We start from the raw sequence: 24,096 nt of genomic DNA on the forward strand, positions 1-24,096 counted from the left end.
AATGTCACCTAGAATCGGTCTCGATGAACAAACGCTTCTCAGAGCGGCTGCCGAGCTGGCCGACGAGCAAGGTTTTGAAGCCGTCACCTTGGCTTCGCTTGCACAGAAGCTCCATGTGCGTTCGCCTTCTTTGTACAATCATATTGAAGGACTTGGCGCACTGAGAGCCAAACTCGCTCTCTACAGTCTTTCGATCCTTCACGGCGACTTGGCCGCTGCCGTCGAAGGAATGGCAGGGGATGAGGCCGTCTTTGCCCTCGGGGAAGCTTATGCGGCCTTTGCTCGCAGACATCCCGGCCTTTACGAAGCCACTCTCCGCGCACCCGACCGGAAGGAGAGCGAGCTGGAGCGTATTTCGGCCGAGATTGTCCGCCTCATCGTCGGAGTACTCGGCTACTACGGACTGGAAGGGGATGCGGCTATCCACGCGACAAGAGGGCTTCGCAGCATTTTGCACGGCTTCTCGTCCATCGAGCGTTCCGGAGGCTTCGGAATCGCGCTTTCGGTGGAGGTGAGCCAGAAGCTGCTTATCTCGGCTTTTCTGGCCGGCATTCACGTGATGAAACAAGGAGAAACCGGTCCGCCGAATCCCGCTGCCAAATAGAAAGTTCTTCCTGATGCGGCAGATTCCGATCCGTATATCCGCTTTATAAAAAGGAGCCTTCCGGGCTTCTTTTTAATTTCCAGTAAAATGGATATAATTCCCCCTCCATGATGCGAATGTCCCCCTTGTGGAAAACGCTTCCATATTTAAAAATAGGATCATGGCTTCTGCGCCCGCACCGGTATAAGCTCCTTAAATTCCGGGAGTTTTTATACAATTTACAGGAAAGGAGACGAAGAATCTTTACGCCTGCCAGGGAAGGCAAGGACCGCACAAAATTTAAATAGTGGAAGGAGTTATTTTATGCACGCAACGCAAGCGTACGGTAAGAAATTACTCCCATTGCTGCTGCTGGTCACTTTATTGCTCAGTTTACTTCCCCTTTATCCCTCGACATCATCGGGAGCGGCCGCCCAATGGGCGCCGAACACGGCTTACAAAGCGAAAGATCTTGTTTCCTACAACGGTGTTACGTATGAATGCCTGCAGCCTCATACTTCCTTGAACGGTTGGGAGCCTCCGAACGTAGCTTCGCTGTGGAAAAAAGCGGAAGACCCTACACCGAGTCCTAGCCCTAACCCAAGTCCAAGTCCCAATCCGAGTCCTAGCCCTAACCCAAGTCCAAGTCCTAATCCAAGCCCGAGTCCAAGTCCTAGCCCAGGTACGGGAGCACCCGCCTGGCAGGCCGGAACCGCCTATAAAGTAGGCGACCTCGTCACTTACAACGGCAAGACGTATAAAGCCCTTGCAGCTCATACCGCTCTTGTGGGCTGGGAGCCGGCTACGACGCCGACGCTCTGGAAGCTCGATACGACGGATCCGACCAAGCCCGAACCGACGACGCCTTTCTGCGCGCCGGATTGGAGCGCTTCGAAAATTTACGCCAAAGGCAAAATTGTCGGTTATAAAGGAAAGGCATACAGAGCCATTTCCGACGTACACGGCGTAGCGCCGGACGACACTATCTATAACATGTGGGAAGTAGCCGGCAAAATCAGCAACGATCTTTGTCCGGTGTCCATCCCGAACAACATAGATTACGGTACGGCGAACCCGGGAACCGGCAACACCAACGTCGGCAAAATTAACCCGACGGGCGCAATCGGCGCCGGACATCCCGTCTCCGGCACGGGAACGGGCGGCACCAAAGGCGGCATCGATCCCGCCACCGATCCCGGCGGCAACCATCCCGGCTTTGACGCCGATACGGGCGGACGTGTCGGCAAGCTTCCGTCCGGCACCCTGCCGCTGCAGCACAACACCTATGAAATGAGCGCCGGCCAGGAAGTCGTCGAGTACCTCGGTGATTGGGCCATCTACGGCCGCCGGTTCGATTTCAGCAAGCTTCCGGTGAAGAACGTGAACCGGCTTGTCTACGGCTTCGCGGGCGTCTGCTTCCCGGCTGCCCAGAACACGCAGGACCCGGGCTTCCCGACCACGGCGCCGGCATCGGTCAACCGGACGTGCAAGCAGAGCAACCTGCCTGACGGAGCGATGGCTATCGCGGATTTTGAAGCCGCTTTCTTGCGGACGCTTCCCGGTCAGACAGGCGGCAAAATCACGGGGACCGAGAGCATGTACGATCTCGATCCGAACGATGTCGCAGGTGTCTTCGGCGCGCTCTACCAGCTCCGCAAAACGAACCCGAACCTGAAGCTGGATCTCTCCGTAGGCGGCTGGACGCTGAGCGAAGGCTTTCCGTGGATGGCTTCCGATACGACGCGCCGCAAAGCGTTCGTCGATTCCGTCGTCCGCTTCCTGGAACAGTTCGGTTTTGACGGCGTCGACATCGACTGGGAATATCCCGCTTCCGACGGTGCCGTCATAGGGATGGCACGCAAGGACGATCCCGAGAACTACATTAAGCTTCTGAAAGAACTGCGGGCCGGCCTCGACTGGCTCACCAAGAAAACCGGCAAAGAATACCGCCTGTCGAGCGCGATTCCGGCTACGGAAGAAAAACTGGCCAAGATCGACTGGGCCGAAGCGAGCAAATACCTCAACCGTCTCTATGCAATGACCTATGATCTGAGCGGAGCCTGGGAACGGGAGCTTGGCCATCACACGCCGCTGTATCCCAACCCGAATTCCAAGGACCCCGCAACGGGCAAGCATGTGGATCTTTCTCTGGATACAACCGTCAAGCTGCTTAAAGGATACGGCGTTCCGGCCAATAAAATCATGATCGGCATCGCCAACTATCACCGCTCCAAAGCGATGAAAAACGGAGACATTACGGAATACACGAACGGTTTAATCGGTAAATCGACGTTCGGAGACCTGGCCTGGAAAGGCAAAAGCCTGATCCTCGGCATCGCCGGCGTAGGCTCATGGGAAGCCGGAGTCGTCGAAGGTTACGACCTTTATCAGAATTACCTGGATAAAGATCTGAAGCCTAAGAACGGTTATAAGCTTTACACCGACAAAGCGGCCAATGCCGATTATCTCGTGAATCCGATCGGCTCCTTCATCACCGTGGAAACACCGCGCACCGTCGCGCTTAAAACGCAGTATGCCAAGGACAACGGGCTTGCCGGTATTTTCGGATGGCAGCTTGAGCAGGACAACGGCTATAACCTCAACGCACTGAACCATATCCTGGGCAACAAGCTGGTCAGCGATGTTTCGGACGGCAAGCCGAAGGATCAGATTGCGGTGTGCGGCCAGAACGTTACCGCCGCCGAATGCGATCAGCTTAACGCAAGTTTGAAAAAGTAAAGGAAGAAGTACGTCTTCCGTGACATTCCGGCGATCCGGCCGGTTAATCCGGGAAGCTAAATGTTCATAAGCGGTAGCTGCGGACCCTTCTGCGGATGTCATCTTTCGGACACCGGCGGGAGGGTTCCGCACGTCCGCCTGACGAAACGATTCCTCATCGACCGTGTTTTTGCTATAATAGGTGAAACTAGCAAAGGCTGACGCACGCAGTTGTAAGCGTGTGCACCTAACGGAGACGAGGGAGCATACGGCTGATGTTGACGATACGCAATTTGACCAAGAAGCTGACCACGGGACAGGAGATCCTTTCCAAAATATCGCTACAAATCGACGAAGGCGAGCTGATCGGGCTTGTCGGCGCAAGCGGGAGCGGAAAAACGACCCTGCTGAAGTGCATCGCTTTGCAAGAAAAATGGGACGACGGCCAGTTCATTTATAACGACCGGGACATTACGTCGCTCGGGATCACCGAGAAGTTCAAGCTGAAGCGGGATTGGGCGTTTATCGAAGAAAGCCCGGCGCTGGACCGGAAGCAGACGGCCGTCAAGAACGTGTTGAAAGGACGGTTTTACGAAAAGTCCGTCATGCGCGTGTTAACCGGCACGAATGCCCGGGACGAGCATGTGCTTGCCATGGACTATCTGGAGAAAGTCGGCCTGCTCGATAAAGCCGAGAAAAAGGTCGAGGATTTGAGCGGGGGAGAGCGGCAGAGGGTCTCGATCGCGCGGGCGCTCGTGCAGGGCGCGAAAATTGTCATTGCGGACGAGCCGGTATCCGGTCTCGATCCCGAAGCCGCCAACAGCGTGCTGAAAGATTTGCGCGAGCTGTGCAAGCGGGAGAAGGTAACGGTCGTCTGCTCCCTGCACAACGTGGAGTTCGCGGAGCGGTATGCCAGCCGCATCTGGGGCCTCGCCGGAGGGAAGATCGTTCTGGACATCGCGGGCCGCAAGCTCTCCTCAATGGAGCGCGCGAAAATTTTCGATTGATATTTTTCGACATTCCTTTGTAAAAAAGATAGGCAAAAAAGGATTATCCGTGATACAATTCCTTTTAATGCAGTAAAACGGCAATGCACTTGATAGAAGCGGGAGGAATCATAGATGGCTAAACAAGGCATGAGAAGCGATATGATCAAGAAGGGGTTCGACCGGGCACCGCACCGCAGCCTGCTGCGCGCGGCTGGAGTCAAGGAAGAGGATTTCGGCAAACCGTTTATCGCGGTGTGCAACTCTTATATTGATATCGTACCGGGTCACGTTCATCTGCAAGAATTCGGTAAAATCGTTAAGGAAGCTATCCGCGAAGCGGGCGGCGTGCCATTTGAATTCAACACGATCGGCGTGGACGACGGCATCGCCATGGGCCACATCGGCATGCGTTATTCCCTTCCGAGCCGCGAGATTATCGCGGACTCTCTGGAGACGGTCGTTTCCGCGCACTGGTTCGACGGTATGGTGTGTATCCCGAACTGCGACAAAATCACTCCGGGCATGATGATGGGCGCTCTTCGCGTCAACATTCCGACCGTATTCGTAAGCGGCGGCCCGATGAAAGCGGGTAAAGACAGCAACGGCCGTTCGATCTCCCTGACTTCCGTATTCGAAGGCGTCGGCGCCTACCAGGTCGGTAAAATCGACGATAAAGCTCTGCTTGAGCTTGAACAATACGGCTGTCCGACATGCGGTTCCTGTTCCGGCATGTTTACGGCGAACTCCATGAACTGCCTGTGTGAAGCGCTTGGACTGGCTATGCCGGGCAACGGCACGATTCTCGCCGTATCTCCCGAGCGCAGAGAGTTCGTAAAACAATCCGCGACGCAGCTTATGGAGCTGATCAAGCTCGATCTGAAGCCGCGCGACATTGTCACGAAAGAAGCCATCGACAACGCGTTCGCGCTGGATATGGCAATGGGCGGCTCGACGAATACCGTTCTCCATACACTTGCTCTCGCTCATGAAGCGGGATTCGAATATCCGATCGAGCGCATCAACGAAGTGGCGAACCGTGTGCCGCATCTGTCCAAAGTCGCTCCGGCATCGGACTGGCACATCGAGGATATCCACGAAGCCGGCGGCGTAAGCGCGGTTATCAACGAGCTTCTCAAAAAGCCGGGCGCTATCCACGGCGACTGCATCACCGTAACCGGCAAGACGCTTGCCGAGAACGTGGCCGGCGCGGAGATTTTGAACAAGGATGTTATCCACACGCTGGATAACCCGCACTCCGAGCGTGGCGGCCTTGCCGTCTTGTTCGGCAACCTGGCGCCGAACGGCAGCATCATCAAGGTCGGTGCGGTGGACCCTTCCGTAGGCGGACGCCATGTCGGACCGGCCATCTGCTTTGACTCCCAAGACGATGCGCTGTACGGCATCGCTAACGGTAAAGTCAAAGAAGGCCACGTGGTGGTCATCCGCTACGAAGGCCCTAAAGGCGGTCCCGGCATGCCGGAAATGCTTGCTCCGACTTCGCAGATCGTCGGCATGGGCCTCGGCGCCAAAGTCGGCCTGATCACGGACGGCCGTTTCTCCGGCGCATCCCGCGGAATCAGCATCGGCCACATTTCGCCGGAAGCGGCCGAAGGCGGACCGATCGCCTTCGTTCAGGACGGCGACATCATTGAACTGGATCTGATCGAGCGCAAAATCGAGCTGAAGGTCAGCGACGAAGAAATGGAAGAGCGCCGCAAAGGCTGGAAAGAGTTTGAGCCGAAAGTGAAAACCGGCTACCTCGCCCGCTACTCCAAGCTGGTAACCAACGCCAGTACTGGCGGCGTCATGAAGATCTAATCGCACTTATTTATATCAATCGCACCCGCTGCGCTCTTATGGCGCAAACCGGACGTGAAAGAGCCCCGTTGATAACGGGGCTCTTTTTTTAGCTGTATTTTTCCCTATTCCAGATCTTGTATTGAACCGAGTGAGAGATTGAAGCGCCATCGACCGTCAATAGAGTATGGAGAGATAAGGGGGGCAGACATTGGAAGCAAGCGAAGATTTACGCGGAACGGAGAAGTTGCATATCGAAGGTGTGCTGAGGGGAAATAAAAACGAATATGCCTACTTGGTCGACAGGTACAAAAACAAAGTATACATGTTGCTGCGCGGGATGGGTGCCGAACCTCAGGATGCTCAAGACTTGACACAAGATGCCTTCATTAAGGCTTATCGGAAGCTCGACCGGCACGATCCGGACAAAAGCTTTGCGGCCTGGTTATACACAATTGCCGCAAATATATTCAAGGATTCGAAAAAAAGGAAAAAGATTCCGACGGAACTGCTGGCAGAACAGGATCAGACTACAGAAAAAGGGCCTGAAGAGATTTTATTGCTGTCGGAAAAGCAGAAAGAAATGCAGCATAGAATTTCCAAGCTCCCGGGCAATTACCGGCTTGTCCTGCTGCTTAGATATACCAATGATCTTAATTACGCCGAAATAAGCGAGATCATGGGCTGCCCTGTAAGCAAGGTCCAGAACGATCTGTACCGGGCAAGGCTGAAACTAAAAAAAATGATGCTTGGAGAGGAGCGGATCGACCATGAAATGCTTGAAGCCGGAAGATTTTGAACAAGCGGTTTTGAAGGGGGCGGACGTTAGCTCGGTGAACATGCAAGATCATTTAGCCGATTGCGAAGGCTGCCGGAACCGTTATACCGAGTGGATGGAAGAACAAGAGAACTGGATGCGGCAGCTTTATCCGAACGTGCTTCCCGCTGCCTTTACCGAAGGGGTGATGCTTTCGATCAGTTCCGAAGAAGAACTTTTCAAGGATTCGGTCGTAACGGCCGCGGAAACTTCGGTGAAAGAACCAAAGGGCCTAAAAAAACGCTGGAAGCTTGCAGCCGCCGCGGCAGCGCTTGTGCTGTTCATGGGTACCGCAACCTTCTTTTCCGCCCCTACGCTGGCGGACATCGTCCGGTCCTTGTTTGCCGGAAACAACGCGGATACCGGTTTATTGAAAGCTCAAAAACTCGGATTGGTGCAGCATCCAAATATTGAAGTGAAAGACAAGGGGTACATGCTGAAAATCGACGAAGCTGTCGCGGATTCGACCAGAGTAGTTGTAGCGCTTCAACTGTTTGGACCAGATGGAAAGCACGACCGGCATAACATCGCCTTTTATAATAAAAATCATATTTTTATTAAGGATGAAAAAGGAAATAAAGTCGGCGAAATGTACGATTATGGATCAACGAACGACTTTTATTACATGATGGCTATATTCCCCGAACCGGTGCAGACAGATCATCTTACCGTAGAAGGAACGATTGAACAATTAGGAAATGCCCAGACCAACGCTTCCATCATCACACAAGGTAACTGGGATTTTACTTTTAATTTGGATTTAAAAGAAGCCAATAAACGAACGCACATTACTCCGCTGCAAGGAGAATATACAAGCCCGGATGGAATGACCGTGCGTTTAAAACGATTAACACGGATGGTACAGGGCGTTCGCCTGGAATTCGATACCGAGCTTAGCGGGGAAGCCTTGAAACGATCACCGGGAGAACTTTGGAAGGAACAGAAACTGTCTTTTCATTTTGAAGATTTGGCCGGAAATGAAATTCATAGTGTCAATACCAGAAAAATGCCGATGATGGACAGTGTAATGATCGATGGAAAAACCATCGGCAACAAACCTGGCTTGATGCATTGGAGCTATACATTTAAGGAATTGCCGATCGATTCGCCATACAAGTTTGTTTTAGACGGATATTTTGTTGCCGAAACGGACGGAACTACAGTAGAGTTTAACCCTCGGAGGCTGAAAGAAGAACCGATTAAACTCGAATGGAAGGAAGATCGACTTGTTTTAAACGATTTTATGACGGTAAATCAGCCGACTAGCGACGGAGATAAACTTGAAAGCAGTCTTCATGTAAAGGGGGATTTGCGAAATGAATTCTCCTTCGATAAGTGGGTGGTAAGAACTGCTGACAAGAGCGAATTTACCACGCAGGGCAGAGGAATCTTGAGTCCAAAGGGAGATAATTGGAAAGACGGGGTTACGGTTTTGAGTAGCACCACCGAAAACTACAAGCCTTTCGAATTCCGTTTTCCGGCTCTAACTCCCGTTCCGGACAAACTGATTCTTGTCAGAACGGTCGTCGGCAAACAGTATACGAATACGGACTGGAAACTGGAGTTGTCGGAAAAGGGGAAGAGTAATTAAATAAATGAAAGAGGCCAACTTTGTCGGCCTCTTTTTTTGTGACGCTATTTCAGTAAGAAATTACTGTTTCACAACAGGGACCCATATTTCGCTTCGGTAGGTCGGGGAACTGGTGTCTTTGCTTTCGTTCCATAACAGTTCAGGTCCCTCCGTACTTTCATAGCCGGAGGATGGAAACCACTCGGAATAAATACGGCCCCAAACATTTTGAAGCGTCTCCGGGAAAGGTCCGACCGCTTCGAATACCGCCCAGGTGGAAGCTTTAACTTCCAACTGTGTCAAGTGATCCGGGCAGTCCTTCGTCGTTGCCGCGCCGATATAATGATCGAGTTCCCCGGATTCCAGGCGCCCTTCCGAGAAGTTTACGGATGCGCTGATGAGCCCGGAAGGCTCCACGTTAGACAATGATTTCAGCAGCCGGATCGTTTCCATATTCAAACTTTCCCACATAGCGGCGATCTCGGGGTTAACTCCGTTATAGATCAAGGGTACCCTTTTTTTAAACCCGACGATCCGGAATGCATCCTTTTCTACCAAACGATAATTCATTTCGCTTCCTCCTTGTATCGTTAATTGGAAGGTCATGCGCGGGTAAGCTTTCAAAGATTGTCCACGAGTACGCGCTTCGGAAGGATTAATCCCGTGTAGACTGAGAAATGCCCTCGCAAAAGAATCCGAAGAGCTGTAGCCGTATTTAACGGCCACATCCAGCAGTCTGAGGTCCGTGTTGGCCAGCTCGAAGGCTGCAAGCGTAAGACGTCTGCGGCGGATATACTCCGAGAGCGTAACTCCCGCAAGGGTCGAAAACATCCGTTTGAAATGATACTCCGAGCACACCGCGAGTCTGGCGACTTCTTTGAAATCAATGTCATTCGCAAGATTTGCTTCGATGTACGCAAGGGCACTGTTCATCTTTTCAAGCCCGTTCATGCTCATGACCTCCTTTCAACTTTACAATAGCAGAATCCGTTTTTTCGCATCCGACAATTCGTGCCCCGTATTGCAGGGGGCGCAAAAAGCCGGCCGTCCTTATATGGAGCGACCGGCTGAAAATCTGGCTGGCTTTTCAGGCTTTCGGCAAAAAGAGCTGAAGCAAATTGCGGTGCAGGGGAGTGCCCGTAAAATAAATCCCTCTTGTCTCCGCAAGCAGTACGGCCTGGATCATATTCATAAAATAGAAGGCCAGCTCGCGTGGATCTCCTTGGATAAATTCACCTTTCTCCTGACCTTCCCGGAAAATACGGGTGAGCAGTTTCAAATTGTCACCGATGCTCGTGCGTACGGAAGTTTTCAGCTGGTCCGACACGGAATCGGAAGTAAGAATCTGATCGGCGACGACCTGGTAGAACACGGCGTCGTCCCATCTTTCGCTGTAGACTTGATCCAGCAGCCAAGTCAGCTTCTCGTAGGAAGAAGCAACCGGCAACCTATGCGCCTGTTCGAACAGCGCCGTCAGGATGCACAAATTTTTCTCTACGATCGAAATATAAATTTCTTCTTTGGACTGAAAATAATTATAAATAAGGCCGTGGCTCATGTGGGCTTTATGGGCGATATCCGAAATCTTCGTGGAGCTGAGCCCGTTTTTGGCAAAGAGCTCGACCGCCGCGGACAAGATCTGATCACAGCGTTCTTTACGGATTTCCTGGTCTCTTTCTGGATTTCTCGGCAATCTTTTCACCTCGGTTAAGCATTAAATACCAACCTTATCATAGGAATGAGATTTGTTCAAAGTCAAGCCTGTCCCGGAGAGTTATCTTATAAAAAAAACTTTACAACTTTACAAATTGACTAAAAGTTAATCTGTGCGCTATACTTCTGTAATACAAAAAGAAGCAGTTACCCTTATATAAGGATAGCTGAAGGGAGAATCCAAATGAGCACAATGAAAAACCGCCGCTCGCCGTTGGTCATCTTGATGATCAATATGTTTATCGCGATGCTCGGTATCGGACTTATTATTCCGGTCCTGCCTGAATTTTTGAAAGAATTTGGTCTCGGAGGCAAAACAGCGGGCTACCTCGTCGCGGCCTTCGGTCTTACTCAGTTTATTTTCTCTCCGATCGGGGGAGAGTGGTCGGATAAATACGGCCGCAGAATAATGATCGTGTCCGGTCTGGCACTGTTCACGGTCTCTAATCTGCTTTTCGCCATGGCTACCGAAGTCTGGATGCTGTATGCTTCCCGTCTCATCGGCGGTATCGGTGCAGCTGCCATGATTCCGTCTATGATGGCGTACATCGCGGACATTACAACCGACGAGAAACGCGGAAAAGGAATGGGGATGCTCGGGGCGGCCATGTCGCTCGGTTTCGTTATCGGACCCGGCATCGGCGGGTTTCTGGCGGAACTCGGTTTGCGGGCTCCGTTCTACGTGTCATCCGCGGTCGGCGCTTTGGCTATGATCGGTTCCCTGCTTGTTCTGCCGGAGTCGCTGTCCAAAGAAGAGCTTGCCGCTAACCGTTCGTCTCAAGTGAAGAAGGAAAGCATTTTTATCCAGCTGGGACAGTCGTTTAAAGCCCCGTACTTCATCCTGCTGCTGCTTGTGTTCGCCCTGACCTTCGGTCTGGCTAACTTTGAAGCGGTATTCCCGCTGTTCGTGGATAACAAGTACGGTTACACAGCGAAGGACATTTCGATTCTGATTACCGTCGGAGCGTTGATCGGCGCCGTTATTCAGGCGATGCTGATCGATAAGCTGATCCGCCGTTTCGGAGAGAAGAAGCTCATTAACTTGACCTTTATCCTGTCGGCGCTGTGTCTGATTCTGATGCTTCTCTCGGGCAACTTCTGGTATATTCTAGTGATTACCATGCTGTTCTTCACCTTGACTTCCATCATGCGCCCCGCAATCAATACACTCTTGTCCAAAATGGCGGGAGATGAGCAGGGCTTCGTCGCAGGTATGAACAATGCGTACATGAGCCTCGGGAATATTTTCGGGCCTGCCATCGCGGGTATCCTGTTCGACGTACAAATTAACCTTCCGTACATGTTCGGTGCGGTTATCCTGGTCATTTCTTTCATCATTTCGACCTCCTGGAGCAGCAAAAACAAACGCAAGCTGGTTCCGGCCGGCGGATCTAATTAAAAGGTAAACAAAAAAACGCCGTAAAAGGCGTTTTTTTTGTTTTTTACGAAAAAGCCGGTTTACAGCTTCAAGCTGACGACAAGAATAACCGAAACGATCAGAAACATGAAGACTCCCACCATACTGAGGTAGCCGGTTAATCGGACGGAAGTCCCGCCCGCTGAGTTCAACCGTTTGTTCATTTTGCTGCCCAGTACGGCTGTAAAGATGACCGCGAGCAGAATGATCATGCCTCCGCCTTTTTCCATCACTTGAAGCCAAAACGGCTTTCCGGAGCCGAGTCCCATTTGGAGAATGAGGTAAACTCCGCTGAGAAGAACGAGAATCGAGCTGGGATGAGCGATTCGTCCGAATACACGGATCGTTTTTCCGGCCAGACTGTTTGCATCGGGTGTGCCCAGTTGTTTTCTTAGCAAAAGCATGGTGACAAGAATACCGAGCAAAGCACCCAGCCAACCCAGTAAACCCGTTATATGAAGAAATAACATCAATCCGAACATGTCAAAAGCTCCTCCTGAGTTTAGTTTTATTACCGGGGCGCAATGTGATCTGTCACGGTTTCGCGTTTCATCGCGCTGTTTTTGCGCTCCCCGGTAAACATGAGCAGAGCGGGTAGAAGCATGCCCCGGACCAGGAACGTATCGAGAAGAATGCCGAGGGCCATCGTCAAGCCGAACAGAAAGAGCTCCTGCAGCGGCTGAGTTATGAGCACCGTGAAGGTAGCGGCCAGAATGAGCCCGGCGGATGAGATTACTCCTCCCGTCAAAGCGACGCCGCGGCTTACGGCTTCTTTCCAAGGGTACCGTGCCGCCTCTTCTTTGATGCGCGATACGAGCATGATGTTGTAATCGACGCCCAGCGCGATCAGGAATACGAAGGTGTATACCGGCAAGCGGTAGCTGATGGAATCATAACCCAGCACGAAATGAAAGATCATCCAGCCGAGGCCGAGTGTAGCCGTGTAGGACAGCAGCATCGTGGCGATCATGGTGAGCGCATGTTTAAACGATCGGGTCTGAATGAGCAGCATAATCGTAATAAAAAGCGTGATCAGAGAGAAAAGAAGAATCGTATCCCGCTTGTTCATATTCCTGACATCAAGCTGCACCGCCGTTTGTCCTGCGTAATGCAGGGTAAATTCGGACGGATTCAGTCCGCTTTTCTCCAGAAGCGCCGGACTGCTGCCGCGAAGCAGACCGATCAGATCGAGCGAGACCGGTTCGTACGGATTGCTCTCCAGCGTCAGCTGCAGTTTCATGGCGGTTCCATCCGCAGATAACACATTTTTCGGAAGCTGCGCACCGTTTGCGGGTAAAGCAGGCGTAATTTCCGGAGAGACGGCGTTCACGCCCGGCTGATTTTTTAAGAGGCCGGTCAGGGCGGCGACCTTCTCGTAAAAGGCGGCGTCAAGCGGCAGCCTTTTCTCCGAAGTTAAAAGAACCGATACCGGAGCGAGCTGTCCCGGCGGGAATTTGGTTTCAAGAATCTCGAAGCCCTGACGGGACGAAGTACTGTCCGGAAAAGATTTCAAGAGATTAAACGAATGCTTCATCGAAGTAACGGAAAGTGAAGACGCGAGCAGGGCAAGGAGCAGAATGCCTGCCGTTAAACCGGGCCTTCGCGTAACGAATCCGCCCATCGAAGCCCAAAACCCCCTTGCCTTGCCCGCTGAAGATTTCGAAAGCTTCGGAACAAAAGGCCAGAACGCTTTCCGTCCCAGCAGGGCAAAGACAGCGGGGATAAGCGTAAGGCCGCCGAGCATGATAACGGCCATGGCTGCCGAGAAAACGGGCGCAAAATGGTGGTACGGCTTGAAAACGGCCGTAAACAACGTGAGCATGGCGATAAGGACCGTCCCGCCGCTGAACAGGATCGGCTCAGCCACCCGGCTGAGGGCATGCTGCATGGCTTCGTACTTGTCCGCGGACGTCTGGAGTTGTTCCCTATAGCGGGTTAGTACGAACAAGCAGTAATCGGTCAGCACGGCGAAGAGCAGGATCATCATGATGGACAGTGCCTGTTTGTCGACGAGAAACCAGCCGTATTTCCCGGCAAGGCCGAGTATCCGGTCCACGACCATGTAGACCATACCGGAAATGACCAGGGGGATAACGGCAAGAAGCGGTGACCGGTAAATGATCATGAGAATCACCAGAATCAGGCCAACGGTAGCGAACATGAGGACGAAGTCGGCGTTTTTGAAGAGGGAAGTGGTGTCAGCCGCGATGCCGGCCGGGCCCGTGATCTTGAAATCGAGCGAACCGATTCCCGTCTGTTCGACCTGCGTACGGATTTGCTGAAGCCCTTCGTATATCTGTCCGGATTCCAAATCCTTATGGAAAGCGGCGTTCAGCAGGATTGTCGTTCCGTCATCGGAAAACATCTTGTCCTGGACCGCTTTGGGCAGCGTGTGAAAAGGGAGCGCACCGGCAATCTGCGGCGGTTTTCCGGCAGAGGCCAGCCATTCGCTGATAGCGGCGATCTTCGATCGCTCTTCCGCGGTAATCGAATTTTTGCCGTGAAAAACGAGCAGCGCCGTCAAACCGTCCTCGGATGGAAACCGCTCATCCATCATTTTTTGAGCTTCTTCCGAAGGCGATTGACTAAAGGCGCTGCCTTCTCCGCTGCTTACGGCAACTTGTTTCGATCCCGGCGCAGCCAGGCTGAGTGCCACGATCGCGATTATCCATAGGGCGGCGACGATTTTAGCCCCTCGGGGGGAGCTCACGGCGCGCGCGAGTTTGTTCCACGGGTTGTTCATGATGTTCATAACCTCCTGTCCTTATTCTCAAATGAATTGTAGGACAGGATTATGAACGGACGATGAACGGAAGATTACAGCTGAGGAAGCCGGATCTGAAATACCGTTCCTTCGCCCGGAAGGCTGTTTGCTTCGATACTGCCCTTGTGCAAGGTGACGATTTTATGAGCGATGGACAGTCCTAGGCCGCTGCCGGAGCGGGAGCGGTTGCGGGATTTATCCCCTTTATAGAAGCGGTCAAAAATATGGGGGAGGTCTTCGGGAGGGATACCCGGTCCGGTATCTCCGATTGAGACGAGGATGCCCTGCTGTTCTTGCCGGATTTGAACGGAGATTGTGTCTCCCGGCCGGGTAAATTTGATGCTGTTGGCAATCAGATTCAACCACACCTGATGCAGAAGCTGCGAGTCCGCGCGAATGACCAGTTCGGGGAGATCCAGCTGAAGCTGAAGCTCTTTCTCTGTCCACTGCCATTCCGTCGTAATGAAAATTTGGCGGATCTGCTCGTCCAGCCGGAAGGAAGAAGGTTTGAGGGCACTCGTTTCTTTGTCCAGAGCGGCGAGCGTCAGAAGCTCTTTGCTGAGGGACGACAGCCGGCGGCTTTCTTCTTCAATAATCCGGAGGTATCTTCGTTCTTCCTCGGGTGTAGCGCCTTTTTCCAGGATGCTCTGGGCAAAACCTTGAATAGTCGTGAGAGGAGACTGAATTTCATGCGAGACATTGGCGACAAACTCCTGCCGCATCTGATCGAGTTTCTCCAGCGATTGCGCCATTTGCGTAAAATGCCGGGCCAAGTTGCCGATTTCGTCGCGCCGCGTGACGTCCATTTGGATGTTGTAGTCTCCGCCTACGATTTTGTTCGTGGCTTCCGTCAATTTCTGTACGGGCTTAACGATAAAGCGGGTGGAAACAATAATCAGCACCAGACTGAGCAGAAACGTGAAACCGAGCAGAAGCGCCATCAGAATCCGGACTTCTCCGATCTGCTGTTCCATGTCTGGACGAATGAACAAGGCCATGGTTTTGCCGCCGCTTCTAACCGGAAGACCGATGCTGTTGCGGATGCTGTTCTCGAAAAAACCCGTGACGAGGAGGAGGTGGCGCTCTTCCATAACTCCGTGATAAGTGTCGCCGTTCAGCACGCGGACAATCGTGTCCCGTTCGATCTCCTTATGTTTAAAAGGCGACCCGTAAAAAGTTCCCCGGAGTTCGTCGTCTACCGCGTAAACCTGGAACCCCATATTGGCGATGCGGGTCAAATACTCGCCCAGCCCAAGTCCCGGAATTTCCTCGTACAGGCCCCGGATTTCCTGAGAAATTCTTAAAATCTTCTGTTCGTTATAGTCCCGGAGCTTGGCGGAGTAGTAGCCGTTGGAGAAGAGAAGTGCGGCCGCGCTGCTGACCACGGCGATCAGAAGGAAAGTGATAACGATCCGTACATATAAGGTCTTCATGTGGAGCGGACCTCTAATTTGTAGCCGAGGCCGCGCACCGTTGTCAGCACGAAGTCGCTCGTTTTCTCGTGAAAACGTTCCCGCAGCCGTTTGATGTGCACATCGATTGTCCGGCTGCCTCCTTCATAGTCGGCTCCCCAAACCAGTTTCAGAAGCTGTTCCCTCGTAAAAATGCGTCCCGGCTGACTGGCCAGTTGAGCCAGCAGTTCAAATTCTTTGAGCGGAATGACATAGATCTCACCGTCCATATGTATTTCATAGCTCTTGCGATCTATAACGGTCCGGTTCAGTGCGATAGCATCCGAGGAAACGAGCTGATACCGACGCAGCAGAGCTTTCACCCGGAAAAGTAGTTCTTTAGGCTCGAACGGTTTTACGAGATAATCGTCCGTGCCGGACAAATATCCTTTTTCCTTGTCCTCAAGTTCACCTTTGGCGGTGAGTAAAATAACCGGGATGTCGTAATAGCTGCGGATTTCTTCGCAAAGCTCCAGTCCGTTTTTGCCCGGCATCATTACGTCGATAACCGCGAGATGAATTTGCTCCCGTTCCAGCAGCGCGGCGGCTTCTTCGCCGTCAGCTGCCTCGGAAACGAGGTAATTTTCCTTTTTGAAAATAAATTGCAGAAGCTCACGGATATGCGCATCGTCATCGGCAATCAAGAGATGAGTTTTCAAGCTAACACCTTCTTAAAGGGAATGGTTGTTCCATTATTGTACTCGAATCCTGGCGAATGTAAAAATTGTCTTAAAATTTGAATAATTCCGTATACCCAGAAAAATAAGGAGAGGAATATGAATTTTTATGACGAATTAGTTACCTAGGACAAATTTCCTATAACGGTGGCTTTTAGGAGATGAACTGAAAGCGCTTATCAGAAAAGCGTAAAGGTTAACATAATGTATATTATGTAAAAAATAGAAGGCCATCCGGTTATGCCAAAAAGGGGGCATTGCTTACGAATGAATCGGAGTCGCTATTGGTGGTTCGGTACGCTTGGAGCTGTTCTGATTTTGGGGAGTTTGACGGGATATATCGCAATTGCCAGGGAACCCTTGTGGATACAGGAGAAAGAAATACAAAAAGGGGATAAGCTGGGTCCGCTCCAATTGGGAAAGACGTGGAAAGTGACTGCGGGGTCTTCGGCGGCGGTTTCGGTCATATCTCCACACGAATCGCTGGATTTGACGTTTCCGAAGCTTTCCGGGCTGTTAAAAATCAACCAGGAAGACACGGAACACATAGTCGGTACGGTTGCTGCCGACATGACCTCTCTTTATTCGGAAGATCCTGCCTGGAACGCCAAACTGCGGGACTGGTATTTTTTTAACGTAAAAGCTTACCCGGAAGCCTCGTTCCGGATCGTTAAAGTCGGCGGGTTCGAAAAACCGCTGCTGGAAGGGGAACCTCACCCGCTGACGATCGAGGGCGAATTGACCGTTCGGAATATGACCCAACCGATCCAGTTTAAAGGGGAGATCAAGCATACCGGCGGCCGAATGGAGCTAAAAGCAAGGTGCAGCGGCCTGGAAACCAAAAATTTCGGTATCCCCGAGCTTCTCGAACCGATCTATACGGGGAAAAATATGGCCACGCTTGAAGTGACGCTTATTCTGGAACCTGAAGATCCCGATACCTCTAGACACAGGCAAGCCGATTCGCACAATTTCCGTGAGATTGGCGCTTGACCCATGCCAAATATCCTCTTCATCCATACGGTAATAGTATCTGGTAAAGGGTTAGGGAGCGATGGGTATGAAAATCGATTTGGGATGCGGCCTGCGCAAACATCCCGGTTTTATCGGCATCGACAAAGAGCCGCTCCCCGGTGTTGATCTCCAGTGCGATTTAAACGACGGTATCCCTCTAGAAACCGGTACGGTTGATTTCGTCATGGCCAGCCGTTCGCTGGAATATGTGCCCGATCTGATGAACGTGATGAAGGAGATTTACCGTGTTTGCCGGCATAAAGCGGTCATCTGTCTGCTTGCTCCATATGCGCATACCTCCTATCATGCGATAAACCCGAAGTTCCGTTCCTGGTTTGACGAACAGCTGCCCCGGTTTTTTACGAACGAGTTGTATGTATACGATCCTTTGCGTGAAAACAGCTACATGACTGACGTGCCCGCCGGATGGGATAAGGGGGCCCGGGCCGAGATCGATTTAAAGCTGCTGCGCTGCGAATTCTTTTATCTGCCGCAGTATCTGTCTCCCATTTACGATGAAGAAGACCGGCGTATGCTCCGGCAATCCACGCTAAATGTGGTGGACGAAATCTTGTATTATTTCGTAGCCGTCAAGGAGCCGATCTCTCGGCAGGAGCTGGAAGAACTGGCCCAGGGTACTTACGAAGAGCCGCTTCTCCTGGCGGAGCGCAGAAGGGAAGAGGCCGCCAGAGAGGAAAGCAGGCAGCCGCCGGAAAACACGTTCCGGCATGAGCCAGGCTCCGTCCTTCCCCAACGGGATCCCCTGCCGGTTCCCCCCAAACGAAGGAAAGGGAGCAGGAAACCGGTGAAAAAGAAACCGGCTGGGCGAAAACCGGTGAAAGGCTTGCGTAAACGGAAACAGTGAACCGGAACAAAGCTCATACACCGGTCAAGGTCATAAGGCGCATGGAAAAAAGACAGTTCAGGAGAGCTTATACAAGCTTCGTGTGAACTGTCTATTGTCATGTTGAAAGTGATCCGGCCGGGAGTTAAGACCGCGGCCGCTCGTCTTCTTCGAGGATGGCAAACATTACATGATCTTGCCAGACTCCGTTGATTTTCACGTTTTTGCGGGCGACTCCTTCACGCTGGAACCCCGCCTTTTCCAGCACTCGGATGGAGCCGATGTTGTGAGGCATAACGCCCGCTTCCACGCGGTGAAACCCCGCTTCATCGAAAGCGAAGTCCAGGGCGAGGCGTGCCGCATGCGACATAATCCCTTTGCCCTGGTAGGCGTGATCCAGACAGTATCCCATCATGCATTTGTGCGCCGGTTCTCGGGCGGCGTGAAACAAGGACATCTCGCCGATCAGCTCATCGTTTTCCTTAAAAAATATCCCGAAATTGTAGCTCTTGTCCGCTGCCCGGTCCTCGGTCCATTTCCGGATCCGTGCGGACTGTTCATCAAGCGTATAAAACGAGTCGGGACGTGTAATCGTAAAGGGCTCAAAGTGGGCCCGGTTTCTTTGCATAAGAGAGAGGAGTGCGGGAGCATCTTCCAGGGTCAAATAGCGGAAGTAAATAAGATCAGTGGTTATAGGCATTATGATCACGACATCCTTTGCGACAGAGTGGAGTGAGTGTAACGGAATCTGACGGAAAACAAATATTCATTTATGGCATTAACTATAGTCAATTAACCTTATTAATCATCTTACAAAAGCCTTGTCCTTCCTTACCGGCCTGGACGCGCCAGCCCTAACGGTTTCGAATAAGGTCTAAGAAAAAGCGGATATATTTAATGATATTAATCATTAGTGACATGAATAAAGTTTTATCCTTCTTTCCGCTTATCGATCGCTTCTTCCATCGTTTTATCGGTCAAGTGGGCATAAATTTGCGTGGTATCGGACGACGCGTGTCCAAGCTGTTCCTGTGTCTTGTACAAATCGTTTTGCAAATAATAGTCGGTTGCGAATGAATGCCGCAGCTTATGTACGCTTAGAAAAGGCTTGCCGAAGCGCTTCGCATATTTGATGACCATTTCCTGTATGGCCCGTTTGGACATCAGCTGCCCTTCCTTTTTACCGTTAGGAATCGTAAGAAAAAGCGCTTTTTCCTTCTTGGGGGGATGGTACCGGGTTTCTCTAAGCTGCAGGTAACAGGTTAAATCGTCCACGGCTTCCTGCCGGAAGAAAACCCTTGTCTTGAAGGAACCGTCGTTGTTCCCTTTGCGGTACACGTACACGGTTCTTTTTTTCATATCGAGATCGTCCAGCGTTAAATTAACGACTTCCGACACACGCAGGCCCGAATGAAGAATAAGGCTTACGATGCAGGCATCACGGATTTTGTTCAGTTCGTACGCATACAGGGCCTGCTTGTTGTTCGCAATGTCATGTTCGTACCCGCTACGGATATAGTCGATAAATTCGAAGATCTCATTTTCCTGAAGAAGCTTTCCTTCCAATTTTCCCGCCAGATCTTTGGCCTTGTTCGTCCGCTTGATCTCGATCTTGGCCATCACGTTCCGTTTAAGCAGCGGATAATAATTTTCGTCCTCGGCGATCTGGCTCAAGTAATGAAATAAAGAACGCAGAGACGAAATTTTTCGGTTAATCGTAATCTTCGTGTTGGCTTGATCTTTCTTCGTCGCCAGATAAGCCCGGTAATGATCGACGCTCTCCATATGGAGCTTCTCCAGATCCTCCAGTGGAATGTCCGCCATCCGTTCCGCGGTGCTGAGTCCCTCGGCCAGAAGCCAGGAAAAGAACGTTTCATAATCCCTTACATACTCCAGCAGAGTGGAAGGGGAGAGGTCCGGAAGCTTATGATGGATGAATTTATCCACATACCAAGGCATAAAAGGAATCTTTTTATCGAGTTCTTCACGGTCTTTTTGTTTTTGAATATTCATCGGGTGCACCTCAGTACCTTTCTTAAATCAAGTGATGCCAGAAACATGGAACCATCCGTAGATCGGAGCGTCATCCGGTATAATTTGGCAGCCTGGAATAAGATGATCAATGGTTTACATAATAATTATTATGTAATTTAACAAAGCTGTTCTTCACTGTTTTATACGTGATCTCCGTCTTTCTATTATATACCATGCCCGGCTGACGCGGAATTCCTGTTTGCAAGCAGGCTTTTCCGGTTATTGAGTACTATCTGAACGGCTTGACGGCTGTATTCAGGTTCCCGATATTACGCCGACCAGAAAGCGGGTGTTCCAGTGTGGATTTTATGTACATCGGCATCAAACTGATTACCGGATTCGTCGGCTTATGGGGAATGACCCGGCTGCTCGGCAAAAAGGAAATTTCCCAGCTCACCCCGTTCGATTTCGTTTCCGCTCTTATGCTGAGTGAACTTGTGGGGAACACCGTGTATGATAAAGAGGTCAAATATCTCGAGCTTCTGTTTGCGCTCGCCTTTTGGACCGTGCTTTCCCTGACCTTCGAAAAAATCACTCAAAAATATAAAAAGCTGCGCCGCGCCTTCGAAGGAAGTCCGGCTGTCGTCATTGAGAAAGGGAAGCTGAACGTAAAGGCTATGCGATCGAACAGTCTTGATCTGGAACAGCTTCTTATGCTGCTGAGGGAGCAGGGGGTTTTTTCCCTTCACGAAGTCGCTTACGGCATTTTCGAAAACAACGGTTCGCTCAGCATTCTGAAAAAATCGCCGTATGACACGGTCGTCCGGGGAGACTTGAACCTGCCGGAAGAACCCGTCGAACTCCCGGTTCCTCTAATCGAAGAAGGAGAAATCAAATTCAAAGAGCTCAACCGCATCGGCCGCGACGAAGAGTGGCTGAAGGAACGGATGAAGGAGTCGGGGTTCAAGCAGATAAAAGATATTTTCTATGCGGAATGGCATCGTGAACACGGCTTCTACGCATCGGGATGGGGAAAATAAGAAGAGGAGAAGGTACTTATGTTATGTGTGGGATTCGAGCCCGTCATCGCTCCGGACAGCGTCGTTCTGATTTTGGGCTCCATGCCGGGGGAGCTTTCGCTGGAAAGACAGGAATACTATGGAAATCCGCGCAACGATTTCTGGAGGCTGCTGGCTTCGCTGCATGGTGAAGACCGTGTGCCGGATACCTATGAAGAACGGCTTCGGTTTGCGGTCAACCGCAAAATCGCTTTATGGGACGTGCTCGCTTCCTGTGAGCGGGAGGGGAGTCTGGACGCGAACATCCGGGAGCCGGCCGTGAACGATTTTGACGCGTTGTTCGCGGAGTATCCGAACCTTCGCACCATTATGTTTAACGGCGTGGCTTCCGAGAAACTGTTCCGCAAGCATGCCGGGCACCTGCTCGCCGACAGCCGGCTCCGATTTGTCCGGCTGCCGTCCTCGAGTCCGGCCAACGCCATGGGCTGGGAGCGCAAGTTCGCCGCCTGGCGGGAAGCCTGGCAGGGCGTGCCCGGCCGCCGGGACGAATAAACGCGGCGTTGGGTCCTGCCGGGTTCCGAAGGCGGCTGACCTGGCATGCCGTTGACTGCGATCGCTGATCGCAAGCACTGCCTGCTGCAGCAGGCTGCCCGCCCGATGGCACGGCTGAAAGCGCGCACGCAGTGCCAAAACGGCCGGCGGCTCCGCAGGCAGGAACAGCGGCCTTCGCGCCGGGGACATCCTGCCGGGCGGGTCAAGCCCCTGCTGACGCAAAGAAGCCCCGCTTCACTGACAACCGTCAATGAAGCGGGGCTTCTTCTATGTTCAGCAGGGGCTTAGGCTAGGCCGCTTCACGCGGCCTGCGCCTTGCGGGGGCTTTGCCGGGAAGGTCCGTGCCGTTACAGCGATGCCTTGTAAATGGCCGTCACGTCTTCGCGGTCCAGACGCTTGAAGTAGCCGAACGGACCGTAGACCATCGCACGGTCGACCATGACGTCCAGCTTGCTGTCGTCGATGTCGTAATCCGCCAGACGGCTTGGCGCGCCGATGGAATTCCAGAAGCTGCGAAGCGCTTCAATCCCTTCAAGCGCGACATCGCGGTCGGATTTGCCTTCGGCCGGGATGCCGAACACACGGACTGCGAACTGCTTGAAACGTCCGACATTCTCATCGAGAACGTGCGTCATCCAGTTCGGGAACAGAATGGCAAGACCTCCGCCGTGCGGAATATCGTAAACGGCGGAAACCGCATGTTCGATATTGTGGGTCGCCCAGTCTCCCTGCACACCCATGGCCAGAAGGCCGTTCAAAGCCATCGTGCCGCTGTAAAGAATGGTTTCGCGGTATTCGTAATTCTCCAGATCTTCAACCAGCTTCGGAGCCGTTTCGATCACAGACTTCAAGATGGTCTCGCAAAAGCCGTCTTGGACAAGCGTGTTCGGCGTATGATGGAAATACTGCTCGAATACGTGCGACATAATATCAACCATGCCGTACACCGTCTGATCTTTCGGTACGGTTGCCGTGAAGGCCGGATCGAGAATGGAGAATTTCGGGAAAACGAGCGGGGAACCCCAGCCGTATTTCTCTTGGGTTTCCCAGTTGGTGATGACGGAACCGGCGTTCATTTCCGAACCGGTCGCCGCCAGCGTCAAGACGGTTCCGAACGGCAAGGCATCCGCGGGAGATGCTTTGCGGGTCATGAAATCCCACACGTCGCCGTCGTATTTAGCGCCCGCCGCGATCGCTTTCGTGCAGTCGATGACGCTGCCGCCGCCTACGGCGAGGATCACTTCGATGTTTTCTTTCTTGCAGAGATCCGCGCCGCGCTTGACCGTACTTACGCGGGGGTTCGGCTCTATGCCGGCCAGTTCGAAAATTTCGGCACCGGCGCCTTGGAGCAGGGAAACGACCTGGTCGTAAAGCCCGCTGCGCTTAATACTGCCGCCGCCGTAAACGAGGAGAACTCTTTTGCCGTATGCGGTAAGCTCTTTAGGAAGCTGCTCCAGCTGTCCTTTGCCGAAAATGAGCTTGGTCGGATTATGGAAAGTAAAGTTTTTCATAAAGGGATCTCCTTCTACCGGGAAGATGGACGGAACTATCCGTCTTTTCTATTGTAGCCTATGAGCGGGGCCGCAATCCACTTTATCCAGGTAGGGATTGGAAGAATTAAACCGCTTGAAGCTCTACCTCAATATTTCCGCGTGTCGCACGGGAATACGGGCAAACCTGATGAGCTTCTTCAAGCAGCTCTTCAACCTGGGATTTATCCGCTCCAGGCACGGATAGCTGGAGTTTAGCCGACAATTGCAGGCTTCCGTCCTCGTTTTTGCCGATCGAAACATCTGCCGTCAGCTTCGCGTTTTCCGTGGAGATGCCTTTTTTCTTGGCGACCAGTTCTACCGCGCTCAAAAAGCAAGCCGAATAGCCGGAAGCGAACAATTGTTCGGGGTTCGTTCCTTCGCCACCGTCGCCGCCCATTTCTTTGGGCATGCTGAGCTGTAAATCCAGTTTGCCGTCCGGGGTGGCCACCCGTCCTTTGCGTCCACCTTGAGCTGTTGCGGAAGTCGTATACATGGTTTTCATGATCAGTTATCTCCTTTCGAATGTGAGGAATGTCAGCCAAATCAAGGATTTGTCCGCTCCTATTCCTTAAAGCAACGGAAGAAGGATGAAACGAAAAGGGGGGTAAGGAAAATTGTGGATAACGGAAAAATCATCTGAACGCGAACAAGAAGGAACGTTCGGA

The 24,096-nt window shown here is 52.1% G+C and carries 22 protein-coding genes; 12 read left to right on the plus strand and 10 right to left on the minus strand.

Translation table 11 applies throughout. From position 1 onward, the window contains the following. The first annotated feature begins 1 nt into the window (after position 1). From ABH899_RS12325 to ABH899_RS12350, 6 genes are all read left to right on the plus strand, one after another. Positions 2-604 carry a TetR/AcrR family transcriptional regulator gene (locus ABH899_RS12325; RefSeq protein ID WP_369996430.1) on the plus strand — a complete coding sequence of 201 codons (603 nt, stop codon included), beginning with the start codon at positions 2-4 and terminating at the stop codon, positions 602-604. A gap of 303 nt (positions 605-907) precedes the next feature. Then, positions 908-3,322, plus strand: coding sequence for a glycosyl hydrolase family 18 protein (locus tag ABH899_RS12330; RefSeq protein ID WP_369996431.1), 2,415 nt, complete (start codon positions 908-910; stop codon positions 3,320-3,322). 254 nt (positions 3,323-3,576) lie between these two features. Beyond that, a complete protein-coding gene (locus ABH899_RS12335) occupies positions 3,577-4,308 on the plus strand; it encodes a phosphonate ABC transporter ATP-binding protein (protein WP_369996432.1) in 732 nt (243 codons plus the stop codon). Positions 4,309-4,422: 114 nt separating this feature from the next. Continuing rightward, positions 4,423-6,108, plus strand: coding sequence for a dihydroxy-acid dehydratase (gene ilvD / locus ABH899_RS12340; protein ID WP_369996434.1), 1,686 nt, complete (start codon positions 4,423-4,425; stop codon positions 6,106-6,108). Between the two features lie 190 nt (positions 6,109-6,298). Then, positions 6,299-6,886, plus strand: a complete 588-nt coding sequence (locus ABH899_RS12345) for an RNA polymerase sigma factor (RefSeq protein ID WP_369996435.1) — start codon at positions 6,299-6,301, stop codon at positions 6,884-6,886. After that, complete coding sequence (locus tag ABH899_RS12350) at positions 6,858-8,495, plus strand: DUF4179 domain-containing protein (RefSeq protein ID WP_369996437.1); 1,638 nt, start codon at positions 6,858-6,860, stop codon at positions 8,493-8,495. The genes ABH899_RS12345 and ABH899_RS12350 overlap by 29 nt, the downstream gene beginning before the upstream one ends. A 60-nt stretch (positions 8,496-8,555) precedes the next feature. Here the strand turns inward: ABH899_RS12350 and ABH899_RS12355 are convergent, their stop codons facing one another. Both ABH899_RS12355 and ABH899_RS12360 read right to left on the minus strand, forming a co-directional pair. Then, on the minus strand, positions 8,556-9,425 hold the full coding sequence (locus tag ABH899_RS12355; protein WP_369996438.1) for an AraC family transcriptional regulator: 870 nt from the start codon (positions 9,423-9,425) through the stop codon (positions 8,556-8,558). A 136-nt stretch (positions 9,426-9,561) separates the two neighbouring features. Further along, entirely contained in the window at positions 9,562-10,167 is a 606-nt protein-coding gene (locus ABH899_RS12360) for a TetR/AcrR family transcriptional regulator (protein WP_369996439.1), read from the minus strand. Between the two features lie 204 nt (positions 10,168-10,371). On the opposite strand from ABH899_RS12360, the gene ABH899_RS12365 reads away from it, so the two are divergent. Further along, positions 10,372-11,586 (plus strand): MFS transporter, encoded by a 1,215-nt coding sequence (locus ABH899_RS12365; protein WP_218230358.1) that lies wholly within the window; start codon positions 10,372-10,374, stop codon positions 11,584-11,586. Positions 11,587-11,645: 59 nt separating this feature from the next. On the opposite strand, the gene ABH899_RS12370 is transcribed toward ABH899_RS12365, so the two are convergent. The 4 genes from ABH899_RS12370 to ABH899_RS12385 form a co-directional block, all read right to left on the minus strand. Continuing rightward, positions 11,646-12,086, minus strand: coding sequence for a hypothetical protein (locus ABH899_RS12370; RefSeq protein ID WP_369996441.1), 441 nt, complete (start codon positions 12,084-12,086; stop codon positions 11,646-11,648). Between the two features lie 29 nt (positions 12,087-12,115). Next, the gene (locus ABH899_RS12375) at positions 12,116-14,347 is read right to left on the minus strand and encodes an MMPL family transporter (protein ID WP_369996442.1); all 2,232 of its coding nucleotides are present in this window, start codon (positions 14,345-14,347) and stop codon (positions 12,116-12,118) included. A gap of 74 nt (positions 14,348-14,421) precedes the next feature. Beyond that, positions 14,422-15,801, minus strand: a complete 1,380-nt coding sequence (locus tag ABH899_RS12380) for a sensor histidine kinase (protein WP_369996443.1) — start codon at positions 15,799-15,801, stop codon at positions 14,422-14,424. Beyond that, positions 15,798-16,478 (minus strand): response regulator transcription factor, encoded by a 681-nt coding sequence (locus tag ABH899_RS12385; RefSeq protein ID WP_369996444.1) that lies wholly within the window; start codon positions 16,476-16,478, stop codon positions 15,798-15,800. Before ABH899_RS12385 ends, ABH899_RS12380 begins: the two co-directional genes overlap by 4 nt. 285 nt (positions 16,479-16,763) lie before the next feature. Between ABH899_RS12385 and ABH899_RS12390 the strand changes: the two genes are divergently transcribed. Together ABH899_RS12390 and ABH899_RS12395 are read left to right on the plus strand one after the other, a co-directional pair. After that, positions 16,764-17,489: a YceI family protein gene (locus tag ABH899_RS12390; protein WP_369996446.1), complete on the plus strand. Its 726-nt coding sequence runs from the start codon at positions 16,764-16,766 to the stop codon at positions 17,487-17,489. A 67-nt stretch (positions 17,490-17,556) separates the two neighbouring features. Continuing rightward, positions 17,557-18,375: a methyltransferase domain-containing protein gene (locus tag ABH899_RS12395; RefSeq protein ID WP_369996447.1), complete on the plus strand. Its 819-nt coding sequence runs from the start codon at positions 17,557-17,559 to the stop codon at positions 18,373-18,375. Between the two features lie 124 nt (positions 18,376-18,499). On the opposite strand, the gene ABH899_RS12400 is transcribed toward ABH899_RS12395, so the two are convergent. Both ABH899_RS12400 and xerS read right to left on the minus strand, forming a co-directional pair. Next, positions 18,500-19,054 carry a GNAT family N-acetyltransferase gene (locus ABH899_RS12400; RefSeq protein ID WP_369996448.1) on the minus strand — a complete coding sequence of 185 codons (555 nt, stop codon included), beginning with the start codon at positions 19,052-19,054 and terminating at the stop codon, positions 18,500-18,502. A 230-nt stretch (positions 19,055-19,284) separates the two neighbouring features. Beyond that, the gene (gene xerS / locus ABH899_RS12405) at positions 19,285-20,367 is read right to left on the minus strand and encodes a tyrosine recombinase XerS (RefSeq protein ID WP_009673862.1); all 1,083 of its coding nucleotides are present in this window, start codon (positions 20,365-20,367) and stop codon (positions 19,285-19,287) included. A gap of 329 nt (positions 20,368-20,696) precedes the next feature. On the opposite strand from xerS, the gene ABH899_RS12410 reads away from it, so the two are divergent. The 3 genes from ABH899_RS12410 to ABH899_RS12420 are packed head-to-tail and all read left to right on the plus strand — an operon-like array spanning position 20,697 to position 22,187. Continuing rightward, a complete protein-coding gene (locus ABH899_RS12410) occupies positions 20,697-21,368 on the plus strand; it encodes a DUF421 domain-containing protein (RefSeq protein WP_369996503.1) in 672 nt (223 codons plus the stop codon). A gap of 18 nt (positions 21,369-21,386) precedes the next feature. Next, on the plus strand, positions 21,387-21,899 hold the full coding sequence (locus ABH899_RS12415) for a DNA-deoxyinosine glycosylase (RefSeq protein ID WP_369996449.1): 513 nt from the start codon (positions 21,387-21,389) through the stop codon (positions 21,897-21,899). A gap of 45 nt (positions 21,900-21,944) precedes the next feature. Continuing rightward, positions 21,945-22,187, plus strand: a complete 243-nt coding sequence (locus tag ABH899_RS12420; protein WP_369996450.1) for a hypothetical protein — start codon at positions 21,945-21,947, stop codon at positions 22,185-22,187. Between the two features lie 59 nt (positions 22,188-22,246). On the opposite strand, the gene ABH899_RS12425 is transcribed toward ABH899_RS12420, so the two are convergent. Continuing rightward, positions 22,247-23,410, minus strand: coding sequence for an iron-containing alcohol dehydrogenase (locus ABH899_RS12425; RefSeq protein WP_369996452.1), 1,164 nt, complete (start codon positions 23,408-23,410; stop codon positions 22,247-22,249). Positions 23,411-23,516: 106 nt separating this feature from the next. After that, positions 23,517-23,933 (minus strand): organic hydroperoxide resistance protein, encoded by a 417-nt coding sequence (locus ABH899_RS12430; protein ID WP_009673630.1) that lies wholly within the window; start codon positions 23,931-23,933, stop codon positions 23,517-23,519. Positions 23,934-24,096: the final 163 nt, after the last annotated feature.

The sequence above is a fragment of the Paenibacillus sp. RC84 genome (assembly GCF_041260495.1).
In the GTDB taxonomy this organism is placed as follows: Bacteria; Bacillota; Bacilli; order Paenibacillales; family NBRC-103111; genus Paenibacillus_F.